This window comes from Streptomyces xylophagus (genome assembly GCF_000716435.1).
In the GTDB taxonomy this organism is placed as follows: Bacteria; Actinomycetota; Actinomycetes; order Streptomycetales; family Streptomycetaceae; genus Streptomyces; species Streptomyces xylophagus.
Window position 1 is genome coordinate 91,204 of record NZ_JNWO01000018.1, and the last position, 21,470, is coordinate 112,673.

17 protein-coding genes are annotated in these 21,470 nt (G+C 67.6%); 8 read left to right on the plus strand and 9 right to left on the minus strand.

Going from position 1 to position 21,470, the window contains the following annotated elements:
• Positions 1–43 precede the first annotated feature (43 nt).
• The 4 genes from OO70_RS33950 to OO70_RS33965 all read right to left on the minus strand — a co-directional run bounded on the left by OO70_RS33950 (position 44) and on the right by OO70_RS33965 (position 7,779).
• Positions 44–1,774, minus strand: coding sequence for an AAA family ATPase (locus tag OO70_RS33950; RefSeq protein ID WP_234337007.1), 1,731 nt, complete (start codon positions 1,772–1,774; stop codon positions 44–46).
• Positions 1,775–1,869: 95 nt separating this feature from the next.
• On the minus strand, positions 1,870–5,187 hold the full coding sequence (locus OO70_RS33955) for a S8 family peptidase (protein ID WP_043679870.1): 3,318 nt from the start codon (positions 5,185–5,187) through the stop codon (positions 1,870–1,872).
• 291 nt (positions 5,188–5,478) lie between these two features.
• The gene (locus OO70_RS33960) at positions 5,479–6,162 is read right to left on the minus strand and encodes an ABC transporter ATP-binding protein (RefSeq protein WP_043679873.1); all 684 of its coding nucleotides are present in this window, start codon (positions 6,160–6,162) and stop codon (positions 5,479–5,481) included.
• 141 nt (positions 6,163–6,303) lie between these two features.
• Complete coding sequence (locus OO70_RS33965) at positions 6,304–7,779, minus strand: ABC transporter permease (protein ID WP_043679875.1); 1,476 nt, start codon at positions 7,777–7,779, stop codon at positions 6,304–6,306.
• A gap of 209 nt (positions 7,780–7,988) precedes the next feature.
• On the opposite strand from OO70_RS33965, the gene OO70_RS33970 reads away from it, so the two are divergent.
• Genes OO70_RS33970 through OO70_RS52895 form a run of 4 tightly spaced genes read left to right on the plus strand, consistent with a single transcriptional unit; the run spans position 7,989 to position 14,488 of the window.
• Positions 7,989–8,519 (plus strand): hypothetical protein, encoded by a 531-nt coding sequence (locus tag OO70_RS33970; protein WP_043680014.1) that lies wholly within the window; start codon positions 7,989–7,991, stop codon positions 8,517–8,519.
• Positions 8,516–9,211 (plus strand): hypothetical protein, encoded by a 696-nt coding sequence (locus OO70_RS33975; RefSeq protein ID WP_043679878.1) that lies wholly within the window; start codon positions 8,516–8,518, stop codon positions 9,209–9,211. The genes OO70_RS33970 and OO70_RS33975 overlap by 4 nt, the downstream gene beginning before the upstream one ends.
• A complete protein-coding gene (locus OO70_RS33980; RefSeq protein ID WP_078651662.1) occupies positions 9,211–13,917 on the plus strand; it encodes a putative T7SS-secreted protein in 4,707 nt (1,568 codons plus the stop codon). The genes OO70_RS33975 and OO70_RS33980 overlap by 1 nt, the downstream gene beginning before the upstream one ends.
• Positions 13,918–13,933: 16 nt before the next feature.
• Positions 13,934–14,488, plus strand: coding sequence for a hypothetical protein (locus tag OO70_RS52895; RefSeq protein WP_078651663.1), 555 nt, complete (start codon positions 13,934–13,936; stop codon positions 14,486–14,488).
• Here the strand turns inward: OO70_RS52895 and OO70_RS33985 are convergent.
• Positions 14,375–14,836: an ATP-binding protein gene (locus OO70_RS33985; protein ID WP_078651664.1), complete on the minus strand. Its 462-nt coding sequence runs from the start codon at positions 14,834–14,836 to the stop codon at positions 14,375–14,377. The two genes, OO70_RS52895 and OO70_RS33985, sit on opposite strands and share 114 nt — an antisense overlap.
• Positions 14,833–15,018: a hypothetical protein gene (locus OO70_RS33990; RefSeq protein WP_043679881.1), complete on the minus strand. Its 186-nt coding sequence runs from the start codon at positions 15,016–15,018 to the stop codon at positions 14,833–14,835. The genes OO70_RS33985 and OO70_RS33990 overlap by 4 nt, the downstream gene beginning before the upstream one ends.
• 112 nt (positions 15,019–15,130) lie before the next feature.
• Between OO70_RS33990 and OO70_RS33995 the strand changes: the two genes are divergently transcribed.
• Together OO70_RS33995 and OO70_RS34000 are read left to right on the plus strand one after the other, a co-directional pair.
• Positions 15,131–15,994, plus strand: coding sequence for a helix-turn-helix domain-containing protein (locus OO70_RS33995; RefSeq protein WP_234337008.1), 864 nt, complete (start codon positions 15,131–15,133; stop codon positions 15,992–15,994).
• On the plus strand, positions 15,966–16,199 hold the full coding sequence (locus tag OO70_RS34000; RefSeq protein ID WP_043679884.1) for a DUF397 domain-containing protein: 234 nt from the start codon (positions 15,966–15,968) through the stop codon (positions 16,197–16,199). Before OO70_RS33995 ends, OO70_RS34000 begins: the two co-directional genes overlap by 29 nt.
• Positions 16,200–16,677: 478 nt before the next feature.
• On the opposite strand, the gene OO70_RS34005 is transcribed toward OO70_RS34000, so the two are convergent.
• Together OO70_RS34005 and OO70_RS34010 are read right to left on the minus strand one after the other, a co-directional pair.
• Positions 16,678–17,928, minus strand: a complete 1,251-nt coding sequence (locus tag OO70_RS34005; RefSeq protein ID WP_199827464.1) for a L,D-transpeptidase — start codon at positions 17,926–17,928, stop codon at positions 16,678–16,680.
• A gap of 206 nt (positions 17,929–18,134) precedes the next feature.
• Positions 18,135–18,488, minus strand: coding sequence for a hypothetical protein (locus OO70_RS34010; protein WP_043679886.1), 354 nt, complete (start codon positions 18,486–18,488; stop codon positions 18,135–18,137).
• Between the two features lie 130 nt (positions 18,489–18,618).
• On the opposite strand from OO70_RS34010, the gene OO70_RS34015 reads away from it, so the two are divergent.
• Positions 18,619–18,924, plus strand: a complete 306-nt coding sequence (locus OO70_RS34015) for a hypothetical protein (protein ID WP_043679887.1) — start codon at positions 18,619–18,621, stop codon at positions 18,922–18,924.
• A 41-nt stretch (positions 18,925–18,965) separates the two neighbouring features.
• Complete coding sequence (locus OO70_RS34020) at positions 18,966–19,760, plus strand: hypothetical protein (RefSeq protein WP_199827465.1); 795 nt, start codon at positions 18,966–18,968, stop codon at positions 19,758–19,760.
• A 42-nt stretch (positions 19,761–19,802) separates the two neighbouring features.
• Here the strand turns inward: OO70_RS34020 and hutH are convergent, their stop codons facing one another.
• Positions 19,803–21,341 carry a histidine ammonia-lyase gene (gene hutH / locus OO70_RS34025; RefSeq protein WP_043679890.1) on the minus strand — a complete coding sequence of 513 codons (1,539 nt, stop codon included), beginning with the start codon at positions 21,339–21,341 and terminating at the stop codon, positions 19,803–19,805.
• Positions 21,342–21,470: the final 129 nt, after the last annotated feature.

Sequence of the window (21,470 nt, forward strand, 5' to 3'; positions counted from 1 at the left end):
CCCCAAGAAGGACCAGGACCACCCCGGTGATGTCCCACCCGGGTCAGGGGCTCGACACGGCCTCGCGCAGTTCGAGGTAGGCGGCCGTGACGTCGCCGAGGCACAGTGTGGTGATGTCCTCGAGTGACGGGGTGTCCGAGCCGCCGAGGGCCTCGTACACGCGCAGGTCCCGCGAGGCGGCGGCCTTACGGCACAGTTCGCGTACGAAGCGGCCGTTGCCCAACTGGTCGATCAGCTCGTCGCGGATCGCGTCGTCGCAGGCGGACCGCAGCGCCATCGCGGCGTCCTCGGCCAGGACATCGCCCTGCGCCGCCACCAAGTTCCGCGCGATGAGGACCAGTTCGGGCGCGGTGTACGACGGGAAGTCCACTCGGGTGGTGAAGCGCGAGGCCAGGCCCGGGTTGCTGGCCAGCAGTTCGGCGATCTCGTCCGGATAGCCGGCCAGGACCACCACCAGCCGGTCGCGGTCGTCCTCGGCCCGCTTGAGCAGCACCTGCAGCGCCTCGTCGCCGAACGCGTCACCGCCGGAGTAGCCGCTGTTGGACAGTGCGTAGGCCTCGTCGATGAACAGCACGCCATCCAGGGCGGAGTCGATCGCCTTGGTCGTCTTGAGGGCGGTCTCACCGAGGTGCTGTCCGACCAGGTCGACGCGCTGGGCCTCGACGACCTGCCCCTTTTCCAGCAGTCCGAGTCCGGCGAACAGCTTTCCGACGATGCGGGCGACCGTGGTCTTGCCCGTACCGGGAGGACCGGCGAACACGAAGTGCTGTGGGGCAACGGTGGATGGCAGACCTTGTTGCCTCCGAATCGCCGACATGCGCAACTGGGCTGTCAGAGTCCGGAGTTGGCGCTTGACGGGATCGAGGCCGACCATGTCGTCAAGGAGCGACATCGCCTCGGCCAGGTGCTCTTCCCTGATCGCCGAGTCGTCCGGGGCGCCGCCGGCAGCCGTGCTGGTCGGTGCGGGATCGCTCTCGGGTCGTACCGCCGGTGTCGGTGGGGACGGTTGCGCCGGGACTGCCACGGTCTCGGGCACGGTGGCCCGCGCGCGCTCCGCGACGTCGCCGAGACCCGGGAAACAGCGGAACGCGTACTGGTAGTCCCGCAGTGCCTCCTCGTCCCGCCCGAGTGCCTCCTTGGCCCGGCCACGCAGGTACGCCACCTCGGCGTCGAACTTGCTGCCCGCGTCGAATTTCACGGGAAGTGGCGCCAGCACGTTCAACGCCTCGTGGAACACGGCCTGTTCGATCAACGCTCGTGCCACATAGAGCTGGGACTCGTCCCGCAGAAAGGCGTCGGTGATGTTCCGCGAGAAGTTCAGCACAAGCGGCCAGTCACGCTTGAGATGGGCGTATCGGGTACAGATGAACCGCGTCTCGTCGCAGTCGAGGGACGCGGTCCCGAGGGACTGCCAGGCCTCGTCGAGCCGGTCCTCGGCAAGGAGCCGGGCGATCCCCGCCAGCCAGAGGTCGCGATGCGTCTCCAGCCGGAACGTGACGTAGAAACCGAGGTCGAAGCGGGACTTGAGAGGGGTACTCAGCTTGGTCCGCAGAGCTCCGAACGACCGCGCGTTCCATGCCATTTGGTCCACGGCCTCGGTCTGCCGGTACCCCGACGCGTGCAGCCCCAGCCAGGCGTCAGCGGCTGTCGGGTCGTGCCGTACGGCCTCCTCGAACCGGCGCCCGGCGATGTCCGCACGGCCCTGTCGCAGAAACCCCACCGCGTCCGCCCAGGCCCGCTCGCATTTCCTGAGGTCGCCCCACGTTCCCGACACTGCCTCTCCCCTCATGCGGAGATCCAGTTTCCCATGCACGCACAAGCGGCCTGTTCGAGACCCGGAGTCCCGAACAGGCCGCCCGTGTCACGGACCTACTTGGCGTAGTACGCGTTGTAGATCGAGACCGTCGACTTGTTGCCCTTCTTGTCGGCGATCTTCGCGTGGAACGAAATGGCCTTGCCCTTGGCCGGGTTGGTGACGGTGATCTTGCCGTTGACCACGTTGACCTTCTTCCAGGTCTGGCCGTAGTCGTACGACACCCACACGCCCAGCGACTTGAGGTTGCGGCCGGCTGCCGCGCCCTCGACGGTGACCGGGAAGGTCACCTTCTTGCCGGCTTCCACGCGGCTGTCGAGACCGGTGACCGCGTTGAAGCGGGCCGTGGAGACCGGGAGTTGGGCGACCGTGGAGCCGCTCGGCTTCTTCGAGGAGAACGTCCAGCTCACGTCGATCCGGGTGGAGGCGGCGGCGACCTTGACGCTCCGGATGACCGAAGTGGTCAGCTTGTAGGAGGCGTTGCCGGCCGGGACCTTGAACGTGGACTCGCCGAACAGCGGGTCCTTGTTGGAGCCGACCTTGGTGCCGTTGCGGTACAGGGTCGTGTTCACCGAGGTGAACAGCGACGCACCCGGGTTCTTCTGGGAGTCGGCGAACAGCGGCACATACCCGGCGATCTCGTTGCCGCTGCGGAACACACCGTAGTCGGCGTCGAGGTGCGGTCCGAAGACCGCGGTGTTGAAGGTCCGGGAGTAGGTCTGGCCCCCCTTGAAGTTCTGCAGGGAGTCCAGCGAGTAGGAGGCGTCCGCGATCGGGAAGCCGTCCGCGTCGACCCCGGAGTCCTGCTCGAAGTCCAGCTCCCACTGCACCCCGTTGATGGTGGAGACGTGCAGGACGCGGGTGCCGGGCAGCTTCTGCTGGACGCCGATGGAGGAGCCGCTGAAGCTGTCGGGCAGCCAGCCGAAGGCGGCGACCGAGCCGGTCTTGCCGCTCGCGGCGGCACCCAAGTGGGTCTTCACCGTGGCGAGTTCACTCGCCTTGTAGTGCTTGGTGTAGCCGGTGGCGAGCTGCTTGACCTTGGCGGCGGTCGTGGTGTCGTACTGCTCGTCGTCGCCCTTGGTGAAGTGCGCGTCCCACTGCTCGGAGAGCGAACCGTCGGTGATCTGCGGGCCGAGGTGCGCGGTGTGGAAGTTGTCGTACGTGTCCAGGAACCAGCCGAAGGAGTTGCCGCCCCCGTCCGGCGTCGTGATCGAGTAGGCCGGTGACGCGAAGGCCGACTTGGCGCCGGTGTCCGGCACCGTGATGTCGACCGGCTTCGCGGTGCGGGCGTCGATCGTGATCGAGGTGTTCTTGGCGATGTTCAGCTTGGGCTGGGCGAGCCAGTCGATGCCCTTGGAGGCGTCCTCCGGGTCCCCGAAGATTCCGGTGTCGAGGACGTAACCACCCTTGGGGACACGGACCTTGACGGTGCCCGAGGCGTCGTACGGGAAGAAGTAGCCGCTGGCGCCGAGGCCGGAGATGCCCGCGAGCGAGGCGCTGTAGTACTTGGCGGGGGTGCCGTCACGGTTGACGAACTTCAACGTGACGTCGTACGACTGCACTTCGCGCACCACGGCCGCGGCCGTACGGACACTCTGCCCGCCGCCCGTCGCCGTCACATACGCGGAGTACGCCCCGTCGAGCGTGCCGCCCAGCTTGGTGTCGACGGTCAGGCCGACCGAGGCGGTGCCGCCGGCCGGGACGGTCACCGAGGTCTTGGCGAGCTTGAAGAAGCCCGAAGGGGCCGTCTGGCCCTTGGGGTTGGTGGCGGCCACGGTGAGCTTGAGGGTGACGGCCGCGGTGCCGAGGTTGCGGTAGGTGACCTGCTTGGTGACCGGGGTGTCGTCGGTGTGCGGCCACTGCTGGATGCCGAAGCTCTCCGACACCGGGTCGGCGATCACGGTCTGCTTGATGGCCTTGTCGACGGCGATACGGCCCGAACCCTGTTGGAACGGCGTGTACTTGCCGCCCTTCGCGGACCCGGTCAGCGCGCCCTTGAGCTCGGCGTAACCCCACGTGGGGTGCTCCTGCTTGAGGATCGCGGCGGCACCGGCGACGTGCGGGGTCGCCATCGACGTACCCGAAATGGTCAGGTAGCCGGGCGGGTTCTCGCCGACCTCCTTGTCGATGACACTGCCCGGAGCCGCGGCGGCGGTGATGTCGACGCCGGGCGCGGTGACGTCCGGCTTGATGGCGCCGTCGCCGACGCGCGGGCCGGTGGAGGAGAAGTCGGCGAGCTTGTCGTTGCCGTCGACCGCGCCGACCGTGATGGCCGCGTCCGCGCTGCCGGGCGAACCGATCGACTGCGGGCCTTCGTTGCCCGCGGCGATCGCGAACAGGATCCCCTTCTCGGCGGAGAGCTTGTTGACCTCCGCCTCCAACGGGTCGATCTCCGGGGTGTCCTGGCCGCCCAGGCTGAGGTTGACGATGTCGGCGCCCTCCGCGGCCGCCCACTCCATGCCGGCGAGGATGCCGGAGTCGTCACCGGAACCGTTGTCGTCGAGGACCTTGCCGTTGAGGATCTTCGCGCCGGGCGCGACACCCTTGTACTTGCCGTGCGACATGGCACCGGTGCCCGCCGCGATGGACGCGACGTGCGTGCCGTGACCGAAGTGGTCGTTGGCGTCGGCGGCCGTGGAGAAGTTCTTGGACTCGATCACCTGGGTCTTCAGGTCCGGGTGGTCGGCGTCGACTCCGGTGTCCAGTACGGCGATCTTGACGCCCTTGCCGTCATAGCCGGCCGCCCACGCCTTCGGAGCGCCGATCTGCGGCACGGACTTGTCGAGGCTGGCCTTGCGGACGCCGTCGAGCCAGACGTGCGCGATGCCGGAAGCGGTCTTGTCGCCGTTGGTGACGGCGGCCCACAGCTCCGGCGCGTCCTTCTGCGGGGTCTGGACGGCGTCGGCGTTCAGGGTCTTCAGGGACCGGCGCAGCTTGCCCGCGTCCCGGACGTCGGCCTTGGTCGCGGTGGCCGCGCCCTGGTAGCCGACGATGACCTTCAGGCCGGCCTTCTGGGAGGCCCGCTCCGCCGACTTGTTGAGTTCGGTGACGTCGAACAGCCGCTGGTCGAGCCTGCCGGAGGCGACCAACTGGGCCGCGTCGGCGGGTACGACGAGCGTGTGCCCGTCGAGCCTGCGGACCTGAACAGGTATGTGTCCACGGCCCTTTGCCGCCTGCAGGCCCACGACCCGGCCCTTGGCGTCGACGGTGACGCGGTCCCCGGTGATCAGGGTGATCTGATGATTCCCCGCGAGCCGGGCCTTCGCGGCGCCGGCCGCACGCTGCTCGGGCTTCGCCGCCGCCGGGCTGGTCATACCGGCGGCGAGAGCGACGGCCGCGGCCGTGGCGACGGTGGCCGCGCACGCTCTTTTCACTTGTCTGCGCAAGACTCCCCCTGGAGCTGAGGTACCGGGCGAATTCCCCGTTCACCCGGCCGGGGGAAAGCTCGCACACACGCGCGTACACCCCCCGGAATACGAAGTATGCCGAGGGGTGATCAACCGCTCAAGGGATGAGAGGGGGGTAAGAAAGCGCGTCCGCAGACTGTTACGCGCCCGCACGGACTCCGTTACGCAGTCGCCGGGTGCAGTCGGCGAGAACTCCGGTACGGAACCGCCGAGTCACCTTTTGGCGCACCGAACTCCCCTGCACAGCCGTCGAGTTGCTCAGGCCCCGGCGTTCTCCTTCACCGTGATCTTCCCCTTGCGGATGGTGGCGAGGCGCGGGGCCTTCTTCGCGATGGCGGAGTCGTGGGTGACCATGATGAAGGTCAGCCCGTGCTCCTTCCACATGCGCTCCAGTACGTCCATGATCTCGTCGCGCATCGACTCGTCGAGGTTGCCGGTCGGCTCGTCGGCCAGCAGCACCTTGGGCTGCTTGACCAGGGCGCGGGCGATGGCGACGCGCTGCTGCTGTCCTCCGGACATCTCGCCGGGGAGGTGGCCGAGGCGCTCGCCCAGGCCCACCGAGACGAGCGCGTCCGCTGCCCGCTGGCGCCGTTCCTTCGTCTTCACGCCGAGCGGTACGAGGGCGGTCTCGACGTTCTCCTGTGCGGTGAGCGTCGGGATCAGGTTGAAGGACTGGAACACGAAGCCGATGTTCTCGCTGCGGACCTTGGTGAGCTTGGCCTCGGACAGTTTCGCCAAGTCGACGCCGTCCAGGACGATTTCACCTGCGGTGGGGCGGTCCAGGGCGCCGATCATCTGGAGCAGGGTGGACTTGCCGCCGCCGGTCGGCCCTTGGATGACCAGGCGGTCGCCGTCGCCGATGGTGAGGTCGATGCCGTCTAGGGCGTGGACGGTTTCCTTGCCGCGGGAGTAGAGCTTGGTGACGCCTCTTAGTTCGTACATGGTGCAACTCCTGGAGAAGTAAAGGGGGTTGGGCGCCGTCAGTCGTCTGCGGGTCCGTCGTGGCTGGTCGCGCAGTTCCCCGCGCCCCTTCAGGGCGCTGCAGTACCGCTGACTACCACGACGGACCCGCATCGGTGTTGGCTACTCGACTCGGCGTAGAGCGTCCGCCGGGCGGAGTCGCGACGCTCGCCAGCCGCCGAAGGCTCCGGCGATCAGGCCGCCGGCCACGGCGAGGCCCACCGCGAGGGCGATGGTGGTGGCGTTGACGGGTGCGGTGAGGGCGACGTCGAGCGTCTTGGCCGCGGCCTGCCGGCCGGGACCGCCGAAGCCGCCTCCACCGCCACCGCCGCCGGGACCGCCCCCGTTGCCGCCGCCGCCCGTGCTCCCGAGGGAGGCCGACAGGGTCGGGCTGATCGCGGTCACGACGTACGCGCCCGCCAGGCCGAGCGCGATGCCGAGGACGCCGCCGACCAGACCGTTGACGACGGCCTCGCCGACCACCTGCCGGGTCACCCGGCCCGACTTCCAGCCGAGCGCCTTCAGCGTGCCGAACTCACGCACCCGGCGCGAGACCGCCGAGGAGGTGAGCAGACCGGCGACCAGGAACGCGGCGATCAGGACCGCGATCGACAGCCACTTGCCGACGCTGGTGGCGAGGGAGGAGGCGGTGGACAGGGACCCGGAGACGGTGTCGGCCAGGTCGGCGGACGTGGTGACCGTCGTACCGGAGACATTGCTCGTGATGGTCTTCTTGACCGCCGAGATCTGCTTGGAGTCGGTCGCCTTGACGTAGATCGTGGTGACCTTGTTCTTGTCACCGCTCAGGGTCTGCGCCTGCGTCAGCGGGATGTACAGGTTGGCCGCCGCGTCACCGCTGGTCGCGGTGGCGATGCCGATGAGCTTGTACTTGACGCTCTTGATGGTGACGGTGGAGCCGACCTTGAGCTTCTTCTCCTTGGCGTACGCCGAGTCGGCGACGACGACCTTGGCGTTGGTCTCGGCGGTGGTGAAGGTACGGCCGCTGGTGATCTTCGAGGAGGTCAGCGGGCCGAGCGCGGGCTTGGTGACGTCGGTGCCGTAGACCGAGTACGAGTTGATGTTGAAGTTGGCGCCGCCACCGGTGACTTCGCCCTGCGGCGCGCCGGTGCCACCGCCGCGGTTGCCGCCGCTTCCGGTGCCGCTCCCCTGGTTCTGCTGGAACTGGCCGCGGGTGAACTGCCCGTCGACCTTGACGACGTTGAGGCTGAGCCCGCCAACGGCGTCGGAGACGCCCTTCTGCCCCGCCACCTTGCTGACGGTGGTGGAGGCCAGGGTGGTGAAGCCCTGGACCATGACGCGGTCACTGCTCTGCGTCTTGCTGTCGTCGTTGTTGTTGGCGTCGAACTGGAACCGCGGCTGCTGCGAGCTGCTGGTGGTGGGCGTGGCCGCCTTGGTGACGGTCATGTCCGTACCGAGTCCGTACAGCGACTGGAGGACCTTGTCCTGCGCCTTCCCCATGCCGGAGGACACGGAGTTGACCACGATGACCAGCGCGATGCCCAGAGCGAGGCCGGAGGCGACGACGAGGGCCGCTTTTCTGCGGCGGCGCAACTCGCGCCTCAGGTAGGTGAAGAACATGGCCCGCAAGCTAGGTACAGCGCGTGATGATGCCATAAGGCCGACATAAGAGAACGATGAGAAGGCTGTCCGTGGGCAAGGAGTGAGCAGGCGCGGGGCTGTCAACGGGGGTGAGAAATGGCGGCTTCTGCGGTGTTTGCGCAGTCGTCCGGAAGGTGTCGGCGTGTGCGCGTTGCGGTGCCCGATGTGCTGGTGTGATGATTTCCCCCATGTCTGATCGCGGGGGAAGCGGCAAGGGAGACGGCGGGGAGGCCGGGGACATACGACGGTCCCGGCTGTCGGACTACGCGGAGATGAGCGGGGCGGAGACGGGCGAGGCGGAGGCGCCTCCTGCCCCCATCCCCACCCCTGACCCCGAGCCTCTGAGCAGCGATGTTGCCGCGCGCGGCCGACACGAATTCGCCGTACTGCTGGGCGAGTTCCGCCGTACGGCCGTGCTGGTCCCCCTCGGCCCGGACGACGCACCGCTCGTCGCCGATTTCGGCGGAATCCGATGGATCTACGCGTTTTCGAACGAGTCGGCGCTGGCCCGGTTCGCGATCGCGAGGGGTGAAGGCGGGCGGGAGTGGCCGTATCAACGGCTGCTGGGAGCCAGGTTGTTGGACGCGGCGGTGCCCGCTGTGAGTGTGCCGTGCGGAGTGGCACTGGATGTGGGCACCGAGGGCGAGGGAGTGCTGTTTCCGCCGGTGACGGGGATCGTGCCGGAGGCGGCGGCGGTGGACGCGGAGGTACGGGGATGAGCGGTACGGGGACGAGCGGGGACACCGGCGAGAACATCGAGGCGGCCGGGCTCGACGAGATCGCGCAGGGGATCACGCTGGCGCTGGGCGAGTTGAAGGAGCTGGGCGTCGACAGCCTGGCGGGGGCGGGCCGGGGCTTCGCCGAACTCGGCCTGTCCGGCATGGAGTTGGGCCACGACGAACTGCTCTCGCAATTCACGTCGTTCTGCGAACGCTGGGAGTGGGGTGTGCGGTCGCTGGTGAACGAGGGCAACAACTTCGCGGCGGGCGTGGGACTTTCGGCGGGCACGCTGTACGAGACGGACCAGTACGTCGAGGGCACGATGAAGATCGTCGTGAACGCGGGGATCGGCAACCCGTACGCGACGGAGGACGAGGTCACCCGGCAGAGTTGGGGCGACCTGGTGCGCAACAACGAGTACACGGGCGGCGTGGACTACAGCACCGCGTCGATGGCGGAGGCGCTGGCCAACAGCGATCAGGCCTACAAGGACGCGGCGAGGGATGTGCTGACCTCGCACACGATCGGCCCGTTGGGGTTGAACCCGGCGAACGTGGCGATGGCGGCCGGGCTGAGCGAAGACCAGTACAACGACGCCCTCGACGGCCCGTTGGGCCCGTCACCGGAGGAGCGAGCGAAGGCGGCGGAGGCGGCACAGCAACAGTCCCGGCAGGGCGGGGACGCGGGCTGATGGGGTTCGACGATCTGGTCAACTCCGGTCTGGGCAAGGTCGGCGACGTGGTCGACGCGGGCAAGAAACTGGTCGGCGAGGGCGTCGACAAGGGCACCGATCTCCTCGGGAAGGGCCTGGACCAGGTCGGCGCCCACCGCTACGCCGACGCGGTGGAGAACGCCGGCGACAGGATCGCCTCGCAGCTCGGCGCCACACCGGACGAGAAACAACTCGGCGACACCGACCTGCCGTCCGACCTGGTCCACGGCGACCCGAAGGCGATCAGGGCGGCGGCCAAGCACCTCACGGACTTCTACACGGCGTTCGACAAGGTCGGCGACGGCATGCGGAGGCTGGACTCGTCCTCCTGGCAGGGCGAGGCGGCGAACGCCTTCCGCGAGAAGTTCGCGATGCACCCCACGAGGTGGCTCCAGGCGGCGGACGCCTGCGACGCGGCGGGCAGGGCGCTGTCGTCGTACGCGGACACGGTGGAGTGGGCGCAGGGGCAGGCGCGGGACGCGATCGACCTGTACGGGCCGGGGAAGCGGGCGTCGGACGCGTACAAGGCGGACCTGAAGAAGGACGACGGGGGCAAGAAGCCGTCGACGGACCCGGGCGCGGCCGCCGTGCAACGCGCCCACGAGATCCTGAACGAGGCCCGCCGCCAACGCGACGAGGCGGGCCGTACGGCGGCGAGCGCGGTCCGCAAGGCCCTGGCCCACGCCCCCGCCGAGCCACCCCCGCTCACCCAGCTGAAGGTGGACGCGCTCGACGGCTACCAGGCCGTCAACACGGAGATCCTGCACTTCGACGCCGGGGTGGTGAAGGGCACGGCAGGCATCCTGAACTTCGCCCGCGGCCTCAACCCCACGGACCCGTACAACCTGACCCACCCCGCCGCGTACTTCCAGAACGTCAACATGACCCTGGCGGGCCTCGTCTCCACGGGCGCGCATCCCGAGCGGGCCGCGAAGACAATGCTGGACGACTTCATGAGGGACCCGTCGGAGGGGACGGGGCGACTGCTGCCGAACCTGTTCGGGGACGGGGCGGGGCTGGAGGCGGCGTTCGGACGGGCCGCGCTCAAGGAGGGCATGGAAAGCGCGGTCGAGACGGGGATCCAGCGGACCGCGAAGGACGCGGCCGGGGAGTCGGCGGGCGCCGGACGCAAGGGCGCGACGGAGAACCCCGAGGCCACCAGTCGGCGACCGGACGAGACGGTCTGCGAAAAGGACCCCGTCGACGTCGCCACGGGCCACATGGTGCTGCCCCAGACCGACCTCTCCCTGCCGGGTTCGCTGCCGCTGGTCCTCAAGCGCTCGTTCAACTCGGCCTATCGTTCCGGCCGTTGGTTCGGTCCCACGTGGTCGTCCACGCTCGACCAACGTCTGGAGATCGACTCCGAGGGCATCGTCCTCATCGCCGAGGACGGCCTGCTGCTGGCCTACCCGCACCCGGCACCGGGTCTGCCCACCCTCCCCGGCCACGGCCCGCGTTGGCCGCTGAGCCGCGAGGACGGCGGCTACACGGTCACGGACCCGGAAACCCGCAGGGTCTGGCATTTCACCGACCGCACCGACGACTTGGCGGTCCTGGAACAGATAGACGACCGCAACGGCAACTGGATCACCTTCGCGTACGACACCGACGGCACCCCGCTCGGAATCGCCCACAGTGGCGGCTACGAGCTGAAGCTCACCACCGATCAGGGCCGAATAACCGCCCTGCATCTGGCAGATGCGGCAAGCGACGGCTCGGACCAGGAGATCCTCCGCTACGGCTACACCGACGGCCATCTCACCGAGGTGACCAACTCATCAGGGCGTCCACTCCGCTTCGGCTGCGACGAACACGGCCGCATCACGTCCTGGACGGACACCAACAGCAGCCGCTTCGACTACGTCTACGACGACCGGGACCGCTGCACCTCCCAGTCGGGCGTCGCAGGCCACCTGCGCTCCACCTTCACCTACGACACGACCGACCCGGACACGGGACATCAAGTCACCACCATCACCGACTCGTTCGGCCACACGGCCCGGTATGTGATCAACGACCGCGCACAGGTGACCGCCGAGATCGACGAGACCGGATCGGTCACCCGCTACCAACGCGACCGCCACAACCGCCTCCTCTCCCTGACGGACCCCCTCGGCCACACCACCGCCCTCCACTACGACGAGACCGGCAACCTGCTCACGGTCACCCGCCCCGACGGGCGCGAGACACGAGCCGAGTACAACGAACTCGGCCTGCCGGTAAGAGTGGTGAACCCGGACGGCACGGTGGTCCGCCAGACGTACGACGAACGGGGCAACCGCACGTCGGTGACCGACGCGACCGGCCACACCACCCACTTCGCCTACGACGATGCCGGCCACCTCACGACGGTGACCGACCCCTTCGGCCGGACCTCGACCGTCCTCTGCGACCGCACCGGCCTCCCGCTGGAGATCACGGACCCGCTCGGCGGGGTCACCCGCTACGAACGTGACGGTTTCGGCAGAACTGTCACACTCACCGACGCACTGGGAGCGACGACCCGCCTGGAGTGGACGCCCGAGGGCCACCTGTCCCGCCGCACGGCACCGGACGGCACCGCGGAGTCCTGGACCTACGACGGCGAGGGCAACTGCACAAGCCACACGGACCCGTTGGGCGGGACCTCCCGCTTCGAGTACACGCACTTCGACCTGTTGACGTCGCGCACGGGCCCGGACGGAGTGCGCCACGAGTTCACCCACGACAAGGAACTCAACCTCACCCGGGTCACCAACCCGCAAGGCCTGAGCTGGAGTTACGACTACGACCCGGCAGGCCGCCTGGTCGCGGAGACGGACTTCGACGACCGCACCCTCACCTACACCCACGACACGGCGGGCCGCCTGACCACCCGCACGAACACCCTCGGCCAGACGATCGAGTTCGAGCGCAACGCACTGGGCCAGGTGATCCGCAAGAACGCGGCCGGCCAAGTCACCACGTACGCCTACGACATGACGGACGGGCTGGCCCAGGCAACCGGCCAGGACACCACACTGACCGTGCTCCGCGACCGCCACGGCCGAGTCCGCTCGGAGACGGTCGACGGCCGCGAACTGACGTACACGTACGACGAGTTCGGCCGCCGCACGGCCCGTACAACCCCGTCCGGCGCGACCACGACGTGGACGTACGACGACTCCGGCCGCCGCACCGGCATGACGGCCTCGGGCCGCTCGATCGACTTCACGTACGACGGGGTGGGCCGTGAACTGGCCCGCCAGGTGGGCCAGATGCTCACGCTGGAGCACACCTTCGACGCGGTCGGCCGCCTGACAACTCAGTCGGTCACGGGCTCAGCCGGCCGCTCCCTCCAGCACCGCGCCTACACCTACCGAGCCGACGGCAACCTCACCGCGATCGACGACCAGCTCTCCGGCACCCGCCGCTTCGACCTGGACGCGGCGGGCCGCGTAACAGCGGTCCACGCGGCGAACTGGACCGAGACATACGCGTACGACGAGGCGGGCAACCAGACGCAAGCACAATGGCCGACGGGACACCCGGGCCAGGAGGCGACAGGCGACCGCTCCTACACGGGCACCCGCATCACTCGCGCCGGCAACGTCCGCTACGAACACGACGCGCTGGGCCGGACCACTCTCCGCCAGAAACCCCGCCTGTCCCGCAAGCCGGACACGTGGCGCTACGAGTGGGACGCGGAAGACCGCCTCACCCAGGTGACCACCCCGGACGGCACGCGCTGGCGCTACAGGTACGACCCGCTCGGCCGCCGTACGGCGAAGTTCCGACTGTCCGACGACGGCGAAGCGGTCGAGGAGAGGGTGACGTTCGCCTGGGACGGCACGACCCTCTGCGAACAGACCACCACGTCCCCGGCCCTCCCCAACCCGGTCACCCTCACGTGGGACCACCAGGACCTGCGCCCCATCGCCCAAACAGAACGCATCACGGCCGCGGACGCCCCCCAACAGGAGATCGACTCCCGCTTCTTCGCGATAGTCACCGACCTGGTAGGCACCCCCACCGAACTCATCGACGAACAGGGCGACATCGCCTGGCACACCCGCAGCACCTTGTGGGGCACGACAGCCTGGGCGGCCAACAGCACCGCCTACACGCCGCTCCGCTTCCCGGGGCAGTACTTCGACCCCGAAACCGGCCTCCACTACAACTACTTCCGCTATTACGACCCGGAAACCGCTCGCTATGTGACTCCGGACCCTTTGGGTTTGACGCCTGCCCCCAACCCGTCACTTTACGTTGACAACCCTCATACGTGGAGCGATCCAACCGGCCTTGCACCTGAAGAATGCAAAAATACCGTCACCGGGTACCGGAAACAGACGGATCACCCGATGAGCAAACGCATCCACATTGGGGAAGACGGGAAAGTAACCATAACAGGCAAGGGGGCATTGTATGTGAATCTGAGCGGAGACGTAGGCCATACACTCCGCTTCCGCGGCGAGAGCGGACAGATTGTGGAGTTCCAAGTCTCCGACGACTTCCGGGAGAAAATAAGGCGAACCGCCGTACCTCAGAAGCAGCCCGATGGCCTCGGATTCTCCAAGGATGAATGGAAGCAAATGAAGAAGATATCTCCGGAGATATCCGATCCGACCATGGGGGACGATCTGTACGGCATCCCGTCCAGCATGCTGGACGAGTTCAGGGAAGAAGTGTCAAAGTACCCTGGACGAATAGTGCAGGAAGGCTGACGAGGGGCGCGTTGACATGATTCACGAGATCGACGACATCGAGCAGGAGTTGCATCGACTCTCCGAGAGGCCATCACGCGCGGAGGCGCCACCGGTGTTGTGCGCTTTCGACGTGACGATAAAAGGCAGCATCGAGGAGTACGAGGCAAGGATCAGATCCGTACTACGCGCCGCGCTGGAATTGGCACTTTCCGAGTCGTTCGACGGAGACGATCTCCCCACATCCAGGGTTCCGGAATGGTTTTCCGCAGTGAGTGGCGCCAACTCACTAACGGTTCCGGATTACGCTCGGAGCGGCGCACAACGGTACGACGCGGCGATCGGCGGAGGGACCTGGAATCTCCAGGAATGGCTCTACCAATTTGACCCTGATTCAGAATTCCGCGGGTGGGCCTGGTGGGATTTTTCGTCACTCGGCGACGGACGGGCTCGCATCTGGGTCGACACTTGGGGTGAGTCATTTTTCGCCTGCAACGAACTTCGATGGCTCGCATTCACTTCGGGCTCCGACGAAATCAGCGGGCCGATCTTGGCGAGAACCACCGAGTGGGCTTCCACGATCAATCCCTGACTCCGGTAGCTCGCACCACACCGTCTTGTGATCCGCCCCCTGCTCCACGCCCCACCGCTGCGCCAGCCCGTCGAGAAGCGCCATCCCCCGTCCGTGTTCGTCCGTCGCGGTCGCCCGGAGCAGCAGAGGCAACGCGCGCGGGTCCGGGTCGGTGACCTCGATGCGCGTGTGGCCGTCATCCGTGTCCAGGACTCTGACAATCACCGGTGTCCCCTCCCCAACATGGTCAATCACGTTCGTCACCAACTCCGTTACGCAGAGGCGGACGTCGTAGTCGTGGTGGCGGAGGTGATGGCGGAGTTCCGGTACGGCTTTGGGCGTGGCCAGCAGACGGAGTTCGAAGGTCACCGTTCCGCCGCCTTCCGCAGCACGGCGGCGAGTTCACGGGCCGTGGCGGTGTTGCAGTTCCCGAGCGCGACGAGGCCGGCGTACAGGATGTCCACGCCGAGGGAGGGGAGCGTGATGCCGTGCAGGTCGAGGGCCTCACGGAGTTCCTCGCAGCAGAGGGTCGTGTCGTAGGGGTCGGACATGAACGGGTGCCTCCTGTGCGCTCTGTGACGATTCCCTCACAGGCTGACGTTCCGCTGGCTACCGTAAAAGAGGTTTCGCGTTCGCGACCGGGTCAGCGGAGGAGAGCGAGTGGTGGCACGGGGCAAGGACATCGACGGCTCGATGAGCGTTCCGACCTTCTACGGCAAGGAGTTGAGGTGGAAGCGGGAGGAGGCGGGGCTGTCGTTGGAGTCCTTCCTGGAGGGCAGCTTCTACGGCAAGACGTTCCTCAGCGACATCGAGCGCGGGGAGCGGAGGATGCCGCTCGATCTGGCTAGGCATGCAGACCGGAAGCTGGGAACTGACGGGTTCTTCGAGCGGCACTGTGAGGATGTGCGGAAGGCGCGGAGGGGGCCGCATGCCGCGTACTTCGAGAAGGTTCTGGAGGCGGAGAAGCACGCGGAGTCCATCGAAGAGTGGTGTCCCATCAACATTCCGGGGCTGCTGCAAACCGCCGCGTACGCGCGGACGATGGTCCGGTCGGCTCACTCGGCGGCCTCCGACGAGTGGGTCGAGGAGAAGGTAACGGGCCGCCTCGCCCGCGCCCGCCTTTTCGACGACGATCACGCCACCCCTGAGTACTGGGTGATCCTGCACGAGTCGCTGCTCGCCGACCCGGTCCTCCCGCCGCGGGAGATGTCCGAACAACTGGACCGGATCGCGGAGTTGGCGGAGCAGCGCAGGATCACTCCGCAGATCGTTCTGCGGACGTGCGGTGCGCATCCTCTGATGGCCGCCTCCATCATGGTCATGGCCTTCCCGGACGCCCCGCCGTTGATCTACACCGAGGCGTCGTACAGCGGTGACACCATCGACGATCCGGCCCTCGTGAAGCAGTACCGCAAGGCATACGATCGGCTCAGGGCCGTCGCGCAGTCACCGGAGACGTCCCTGGCCATGATCAAGGCAGCGGCAGAGGAATACCGAAATGGCAAGCAACGGGACCGACTTGAGTGACGCGCTCTGGATCAAGAGCAGTTACAGCAACGGAGATGGCGGCAACTGTGTAGAGGTCGCCCAGAACCTCCCCGGCCTCGTCCCCGTACGCGACTCAAAGGCCCCGCACCGCCCCGCCCTCATCCTCACCGCCCCCGCCTGGACCCCGTTCATCACCGCGCTCAGGACCCCTGTTGACGAGTCGGGGTTGCTACGGGCGCCGTAGCCGGTATCGTCGTCGTAGAAGAAAACGAGCCCCCGCCACGGTTCCGGTGAATTTCCGTGACAGGGGCTCCAGCTCACCCAGGAGCTTGATGGGAGGCCCCTAGTACTGAGAGGGGTCTCCCGCTACCTGCTAAGCCACCAGAGCCACCACCGCCTCACATGCTTGGCCCACTTCTCCGGCAGCAACCGGGTGAGCCGACACACGAGAGTCGGTTTCGGCTTGGCATGACGTCCCACAGGGTGCGCCTCCCTTTCCATAGGGAGGCGGCCTTTTTTCTTTACCCGGAACCGCCCCGCTTCGGGCCGGGCCCCGAGGAGAGGGGCCCGGAACAAGGGAGGCGCACCCGAGGTACGTCACGTTCCGTATGCTACCGCCAACTCTCCGCCCCCATACGCCACTTCAGTTCCGCAATGCGAAAGGCGGCCGCCCCTCAGGGCAACCGCCTTCAAGCGAACCGGAGTTGGCCGGTCGGGTCAGATCAGACCGCCGACCCCGCCTTCCACTGCGCCCAGTCCATGTTCCAGCCGTTGAGGCCGTTGTCCGGCGCCACCGTCTTGTCGCCCGTGTTGGAGATGACGACGACGTCACCCACGATCGAGTTGTTGTAGAACCAGGCCGCCGGCATGTTCTTGTCGCCCGCGCCCTTCACGTCCTGCAGGCCCACGCAGCCGTGGCTGGTGTTGACGCTGCCGAACACCGAAGGCGAACCCCAGTAGTTGCCGTGGATGAACGTGCCGGAGCTGGTGAGGCGGATGGCGTGGGGGACGTCCTTGATGTCGTACTCGCCCTTGCCGTCGTCATCCGTGAAACCGACCGTCGCACCGTTCATACGGGTCTGCGTGAACTTCTCGGACATGACCATCTGGCCGTTGTACGTGGTGTGTTCGGGGGAACCGGCGGAGATCGGGATGGTCTTGACGACCTTGCCGTCCTGCTCCACCTTCATCTGCTTCGACTTCGCGTCGACGTACGAGACCTGGTTGCGGCCGATGTGGAAGGTGACCGTCTTCTGCTGCACGCCGTAGACACCGGAGGCTCCCTCGACGCCGTCGAGCGCGAGCTTCAGCGTGACGGTGGAGTTCTCCTTCCAGTAGTCCTCGGGGCGGCAGTCCATGCGCTGGGTGTTGAACCAGTGGCAGACGACTTCCTGACCGCTGGTGGACGTGACGGTGATGCCCTTCTGGACGGCGGCCTTGTTCGTGATCGCCTTGTTGAAGTTGATCGACACCGGCATGCCGACGCCGACCGTCGAGCCATCCTCGGGCGTGAAGTTCCCTATGAAGCTGTTGGCCGGGGAGACCGTGGTGAAGGAGGCGTTCTCGTGGGCGGCGAGGCCGGCGGAGTCCTTGGCGGTGGCCGCGACCTTGTAGGTGGTCGAGCGCTCCAGCTGGGCGCTCGGCTTCCAGCTGAGCTTGTCGGCGGAGATGGTGCCCGCGACGGCCTTGCCGTCCGCGGTCGTCATCGTCACGGCCGTGAGCGTGCCCTTGCTGACGGTGACGGCAGCCGAGTTGTTGATGGAGGCGTTGTCCGAACCGTCGGCCGGCGTGATCTTGATCAGCGCCTCGGAGGACTTCTTCGCCGCCGCCTCGTCGGCCTTGGACTGTGAACTCTGGCTCGCGTCACTGCCGGACGACTTGTCGTCGCTGCCGGAACACGCCGTGAGCACGAGCACACCGCCGAGCAGTGCGGACGCAGCCATGAGGCTCTTGCGCCGCTTACTGTCCGTCATCACACGCTTCTCCATCGTTGCCGAATCCCCGAAAACCCCGAGCACCCCGTCCAACCCCCGGGCACCACGTTAAACAATCCTTAATAAGCAAACGCTACGACTGGTGCGTCCCGTTCCGCTTGTCGCCCATGTGTGGGGCACACCACGTCCACGAGGAAACCCCGGACAGCGGCTGCCGCCCGGGGTCACGCTCTTCCCCGCACGGCTCAGCCGACCACTGCCGCCCCGTCTGCTTCCTCGTCGCCGTCGACATCATCCTCGTCGAGGTCCCAATCCGGCGAATCCGGGTCGTAGTCGATCTCCTCACTGCTCCACGAGGCCTGGGCCAGTTCGACCCCGGGCATCTCACTGACCAGGTCGAACGGGTCCACGAGATAGGCGAGCGCCTCGGCGGTGTCTTCCGTCACAGCGCTCTCGGCGTGCGCCCGTTCGTCGCCGGGCAGCTCCGGATCCTCGGCGATCTTGGCCAACGCGGCCTTGGTCACGGCGTCCTCGTTCTCGACTTCAAGAACGAGTTCGACACGAAGGCGTACAAAACGTGATGTCTCTGGGGTGCTCATGACGGGAGCGTACGACCCACAGCCACCGCGACTTTCCCGCGACCCGCACTGTTCATTAGCATCGCTCCACACGGCCAATTCGCCAGCGCCACAAGGGGATCGATATTCCGTGTCAACCGCTCGCCGAACGATGCTGACCGCCACCGCCGCGGGCACCCTGCTGGGCGCCCTGTGGTTCGTCCCCTCCGCGAACGCGACGGTGACCGACCAGCCCAGAGTGGAGACTTCGGCGACGCCAACCTCCCAGGTCACCGAGCAGGCGCGGGTCCTGTCGACCGACGGGGCCACGAGTGTCACCGCGTCCTCGGACGACGTCCAACTCGCCGACACCGGCAGCCCGAACACCACTCCGTACATCTTCGGAGGCACGGTGTTCCTCGGTATCGGCGCCGGTTTCGTGGCGTATTCGGTGCGACGGGAACGGCTCGGCTTTTAACTTGCTTGACGTTTCCTTGACTTAAGCTTCATAGTCCGCTCATGAAGAGATCATCGGGCATACGGCTGTGCGTCACCGTCGCGGTGAGCGCACTGTCGCTGGCCCTCATCACCGCGTGCTCCGACAGCGGTTCGGACGACGCGAAGGACTCCGCGAAGAGCTCCGCCACAAGCTCCGCCAAGGCGCTCACCGCCGCCGAGTTGAAGAAGCTGATCATCGCCCAGGGCGATGCCGCCGGCTACAAGGTCGCGGTCGAGGCCGCGGTCCCCGGTGGCAGGAGCGGCATCACGGCCGACGAGAAGTGCAAGCCCCTTCTCTACGTCATGAGCGGCCTCGCCCCCACCGACGCGCCCGCGGAGATCAATCGCAGGGTCACCGCGGACAAGAAGCCGTCGGCCACCGCCTCCACCGACCTGGAGGACATGAGCGACGCCGACATCGAAAAGGCCCTCACCGACTCCATGAGCGTCGACATGACGATGGTCGCGCTCTCGACGTACGACGGTGACGGCGCCGAGAAGGCCCTCAAGGCCGTGTCCGACGCGGTCGCGGGCTGCGCCGGCGGCTTCACGGGGAAGGCCGGCGGCGAAGAGCAGAAGTTCACCAAGGTCACCGCCGAGAAGGGCTCGGGGGCAGGCGACGAGTCGGTGGCGTACGCCGCGTACGGCGCGCCGGACGAAACGGACGGCAAGATCTCCGCCACGCACGCCGAGGTCGTCCGCCACGGGAACGTCGTCGCGACGTACTACACGTTGAACCTCGGCGCGATCGTCGCCGACAAGACCTACACGGTCCCGGCCGCGGTGATCACCGCACAGTCCGCGAAGCTGAAGTGACCCACGGGGCCCTGCCGCAGACGCGACAGGGCCCCAACTGCCTTACCGCAACGGCCCGGTGACCTTCTCCACGGCCTCGACCACATGCCCGCCGCGCACGAACGCGTCGGCCGCGGCGAGGTCCGGCGACAGGAACCGGTCCGGACCGGGACCCTCAACTCCCGCCGCCCGTACGGCATCGATGACCGCCTGCGAGGCCGGCGCCGGGGCCAGGCCCTCGCGCAGCTCGACGGCGCGCGTCGCGGCGTAGAGCTCGACGGCGATGATCCGGGTGAGGTTGTCGACGGCGGTGCGCAGCTTGCGCGCGGCCGACCACCCCATCGAAACATGGTCCTCCTGCATGGCGGAGGACGGGATCGAGTCGGCGGAAGCCGGTACGGCCAGCCGCTTCATCTCACTCACCAGCGCGGCCTGCGTGTACTGGGCGATCATCAGCCCGGAGTCGACACCGGCGTCGTCCGCGAGGAACGGCGGCAGCCCGTGCGAACGGTTCTTGTCGAGCAGCCGGTCGGTACGCCGCTCGGCGATCGAACCCAGGTCGGCAATCGCGATCGCGAGGAAGTCGAGGACGTAAGCCACCGGCGCGCCATGGAAGTTGCCGTTGGACTCGACCCGACCGTCGGGCAGCACAACGGGGTTGTCGACGGCCGACGCCAACTCCCTTTCCGCAACCAGCCGGGCGTGCGCGATCGTGTCCCGCCCGGCACCGGCTACCTGCGGAGCACACCGCACCGAATACGCGTCCTGGACACGGGGCGCACCGTCCTGGTGATGCCCGGTGAGCTCCGAACCGGCAAGCACGGCAAGCATGTTGGCGGCACTGGCACCCTGCCCGGGGTGCGGGCGGATGGCATGCAGCTCAGGCGCGAGCACCTTGTCGGTACCGAGCAGCGCCTCCAGACTCAGCGCCGCCGTAACGTCGGCGGACTTGTAGAGCATGTCGAGATCGGCGAGTGCCATGACCAGCATGCCGAGCATGCCGTCGGTGCCGTTGAGGAGGGCGAGCCCCTCCTTCTCACGCAGCTCGACGGGCGCGATGCCGGCGTCGGCGAGCAACTCACCGGCAGGCTTCACGACCCCGTCCGGCCCCTCGGCGTCCCCCTCGCCCATGAGCGTCAACGCGCAGTGCGAGAGCGGCGCGAGGTCGCCGGAGCAGCCCAGGGAGCCGTACTCGTGGACGACGGGAGTGATCCCGGCGTTCAGCACATCGGCCATGGTCTGCGCGACCTCGGGCCGCACACCGGTGTGCCCCGAGCAGACGGTCTTGAGTCGCAGGAACATGAGCGCGCGCACAACCTCCCGCTCCACCCGCGGCCCCATCCCGGCGGCATGCGAACGAACGATGTTGCGCTGAAGCTGTGCCCGCAGTTCCGGACTGATGTGCCGGGACGCCAACGCCCCGAAGCCGGTACTCACGCCGTACACGGGCTCCGGCTTGGCCGCCAGCGCGTCCACGATCTCCCGCGCCGCCGCGAGCGCCGCGACGGCCTCGCCCGAAAGCTCGATCCGGGCGCCCCCACGCGCCACGGCGAGGACGTCGGACGCGGTGACCCCCGACGTCCCCACCACCACAGTGTGCATATCCATATTCAGGAGCGTACGCATTGAATGCGACGGTGTCACTATCGGGGAGCGGGTTAGACCCTTACAGATAGGTCACTGGCCCGAGCGGCCCGTCAGCCGCGTACGGCGGCAAGGGGCCGTGTCGGG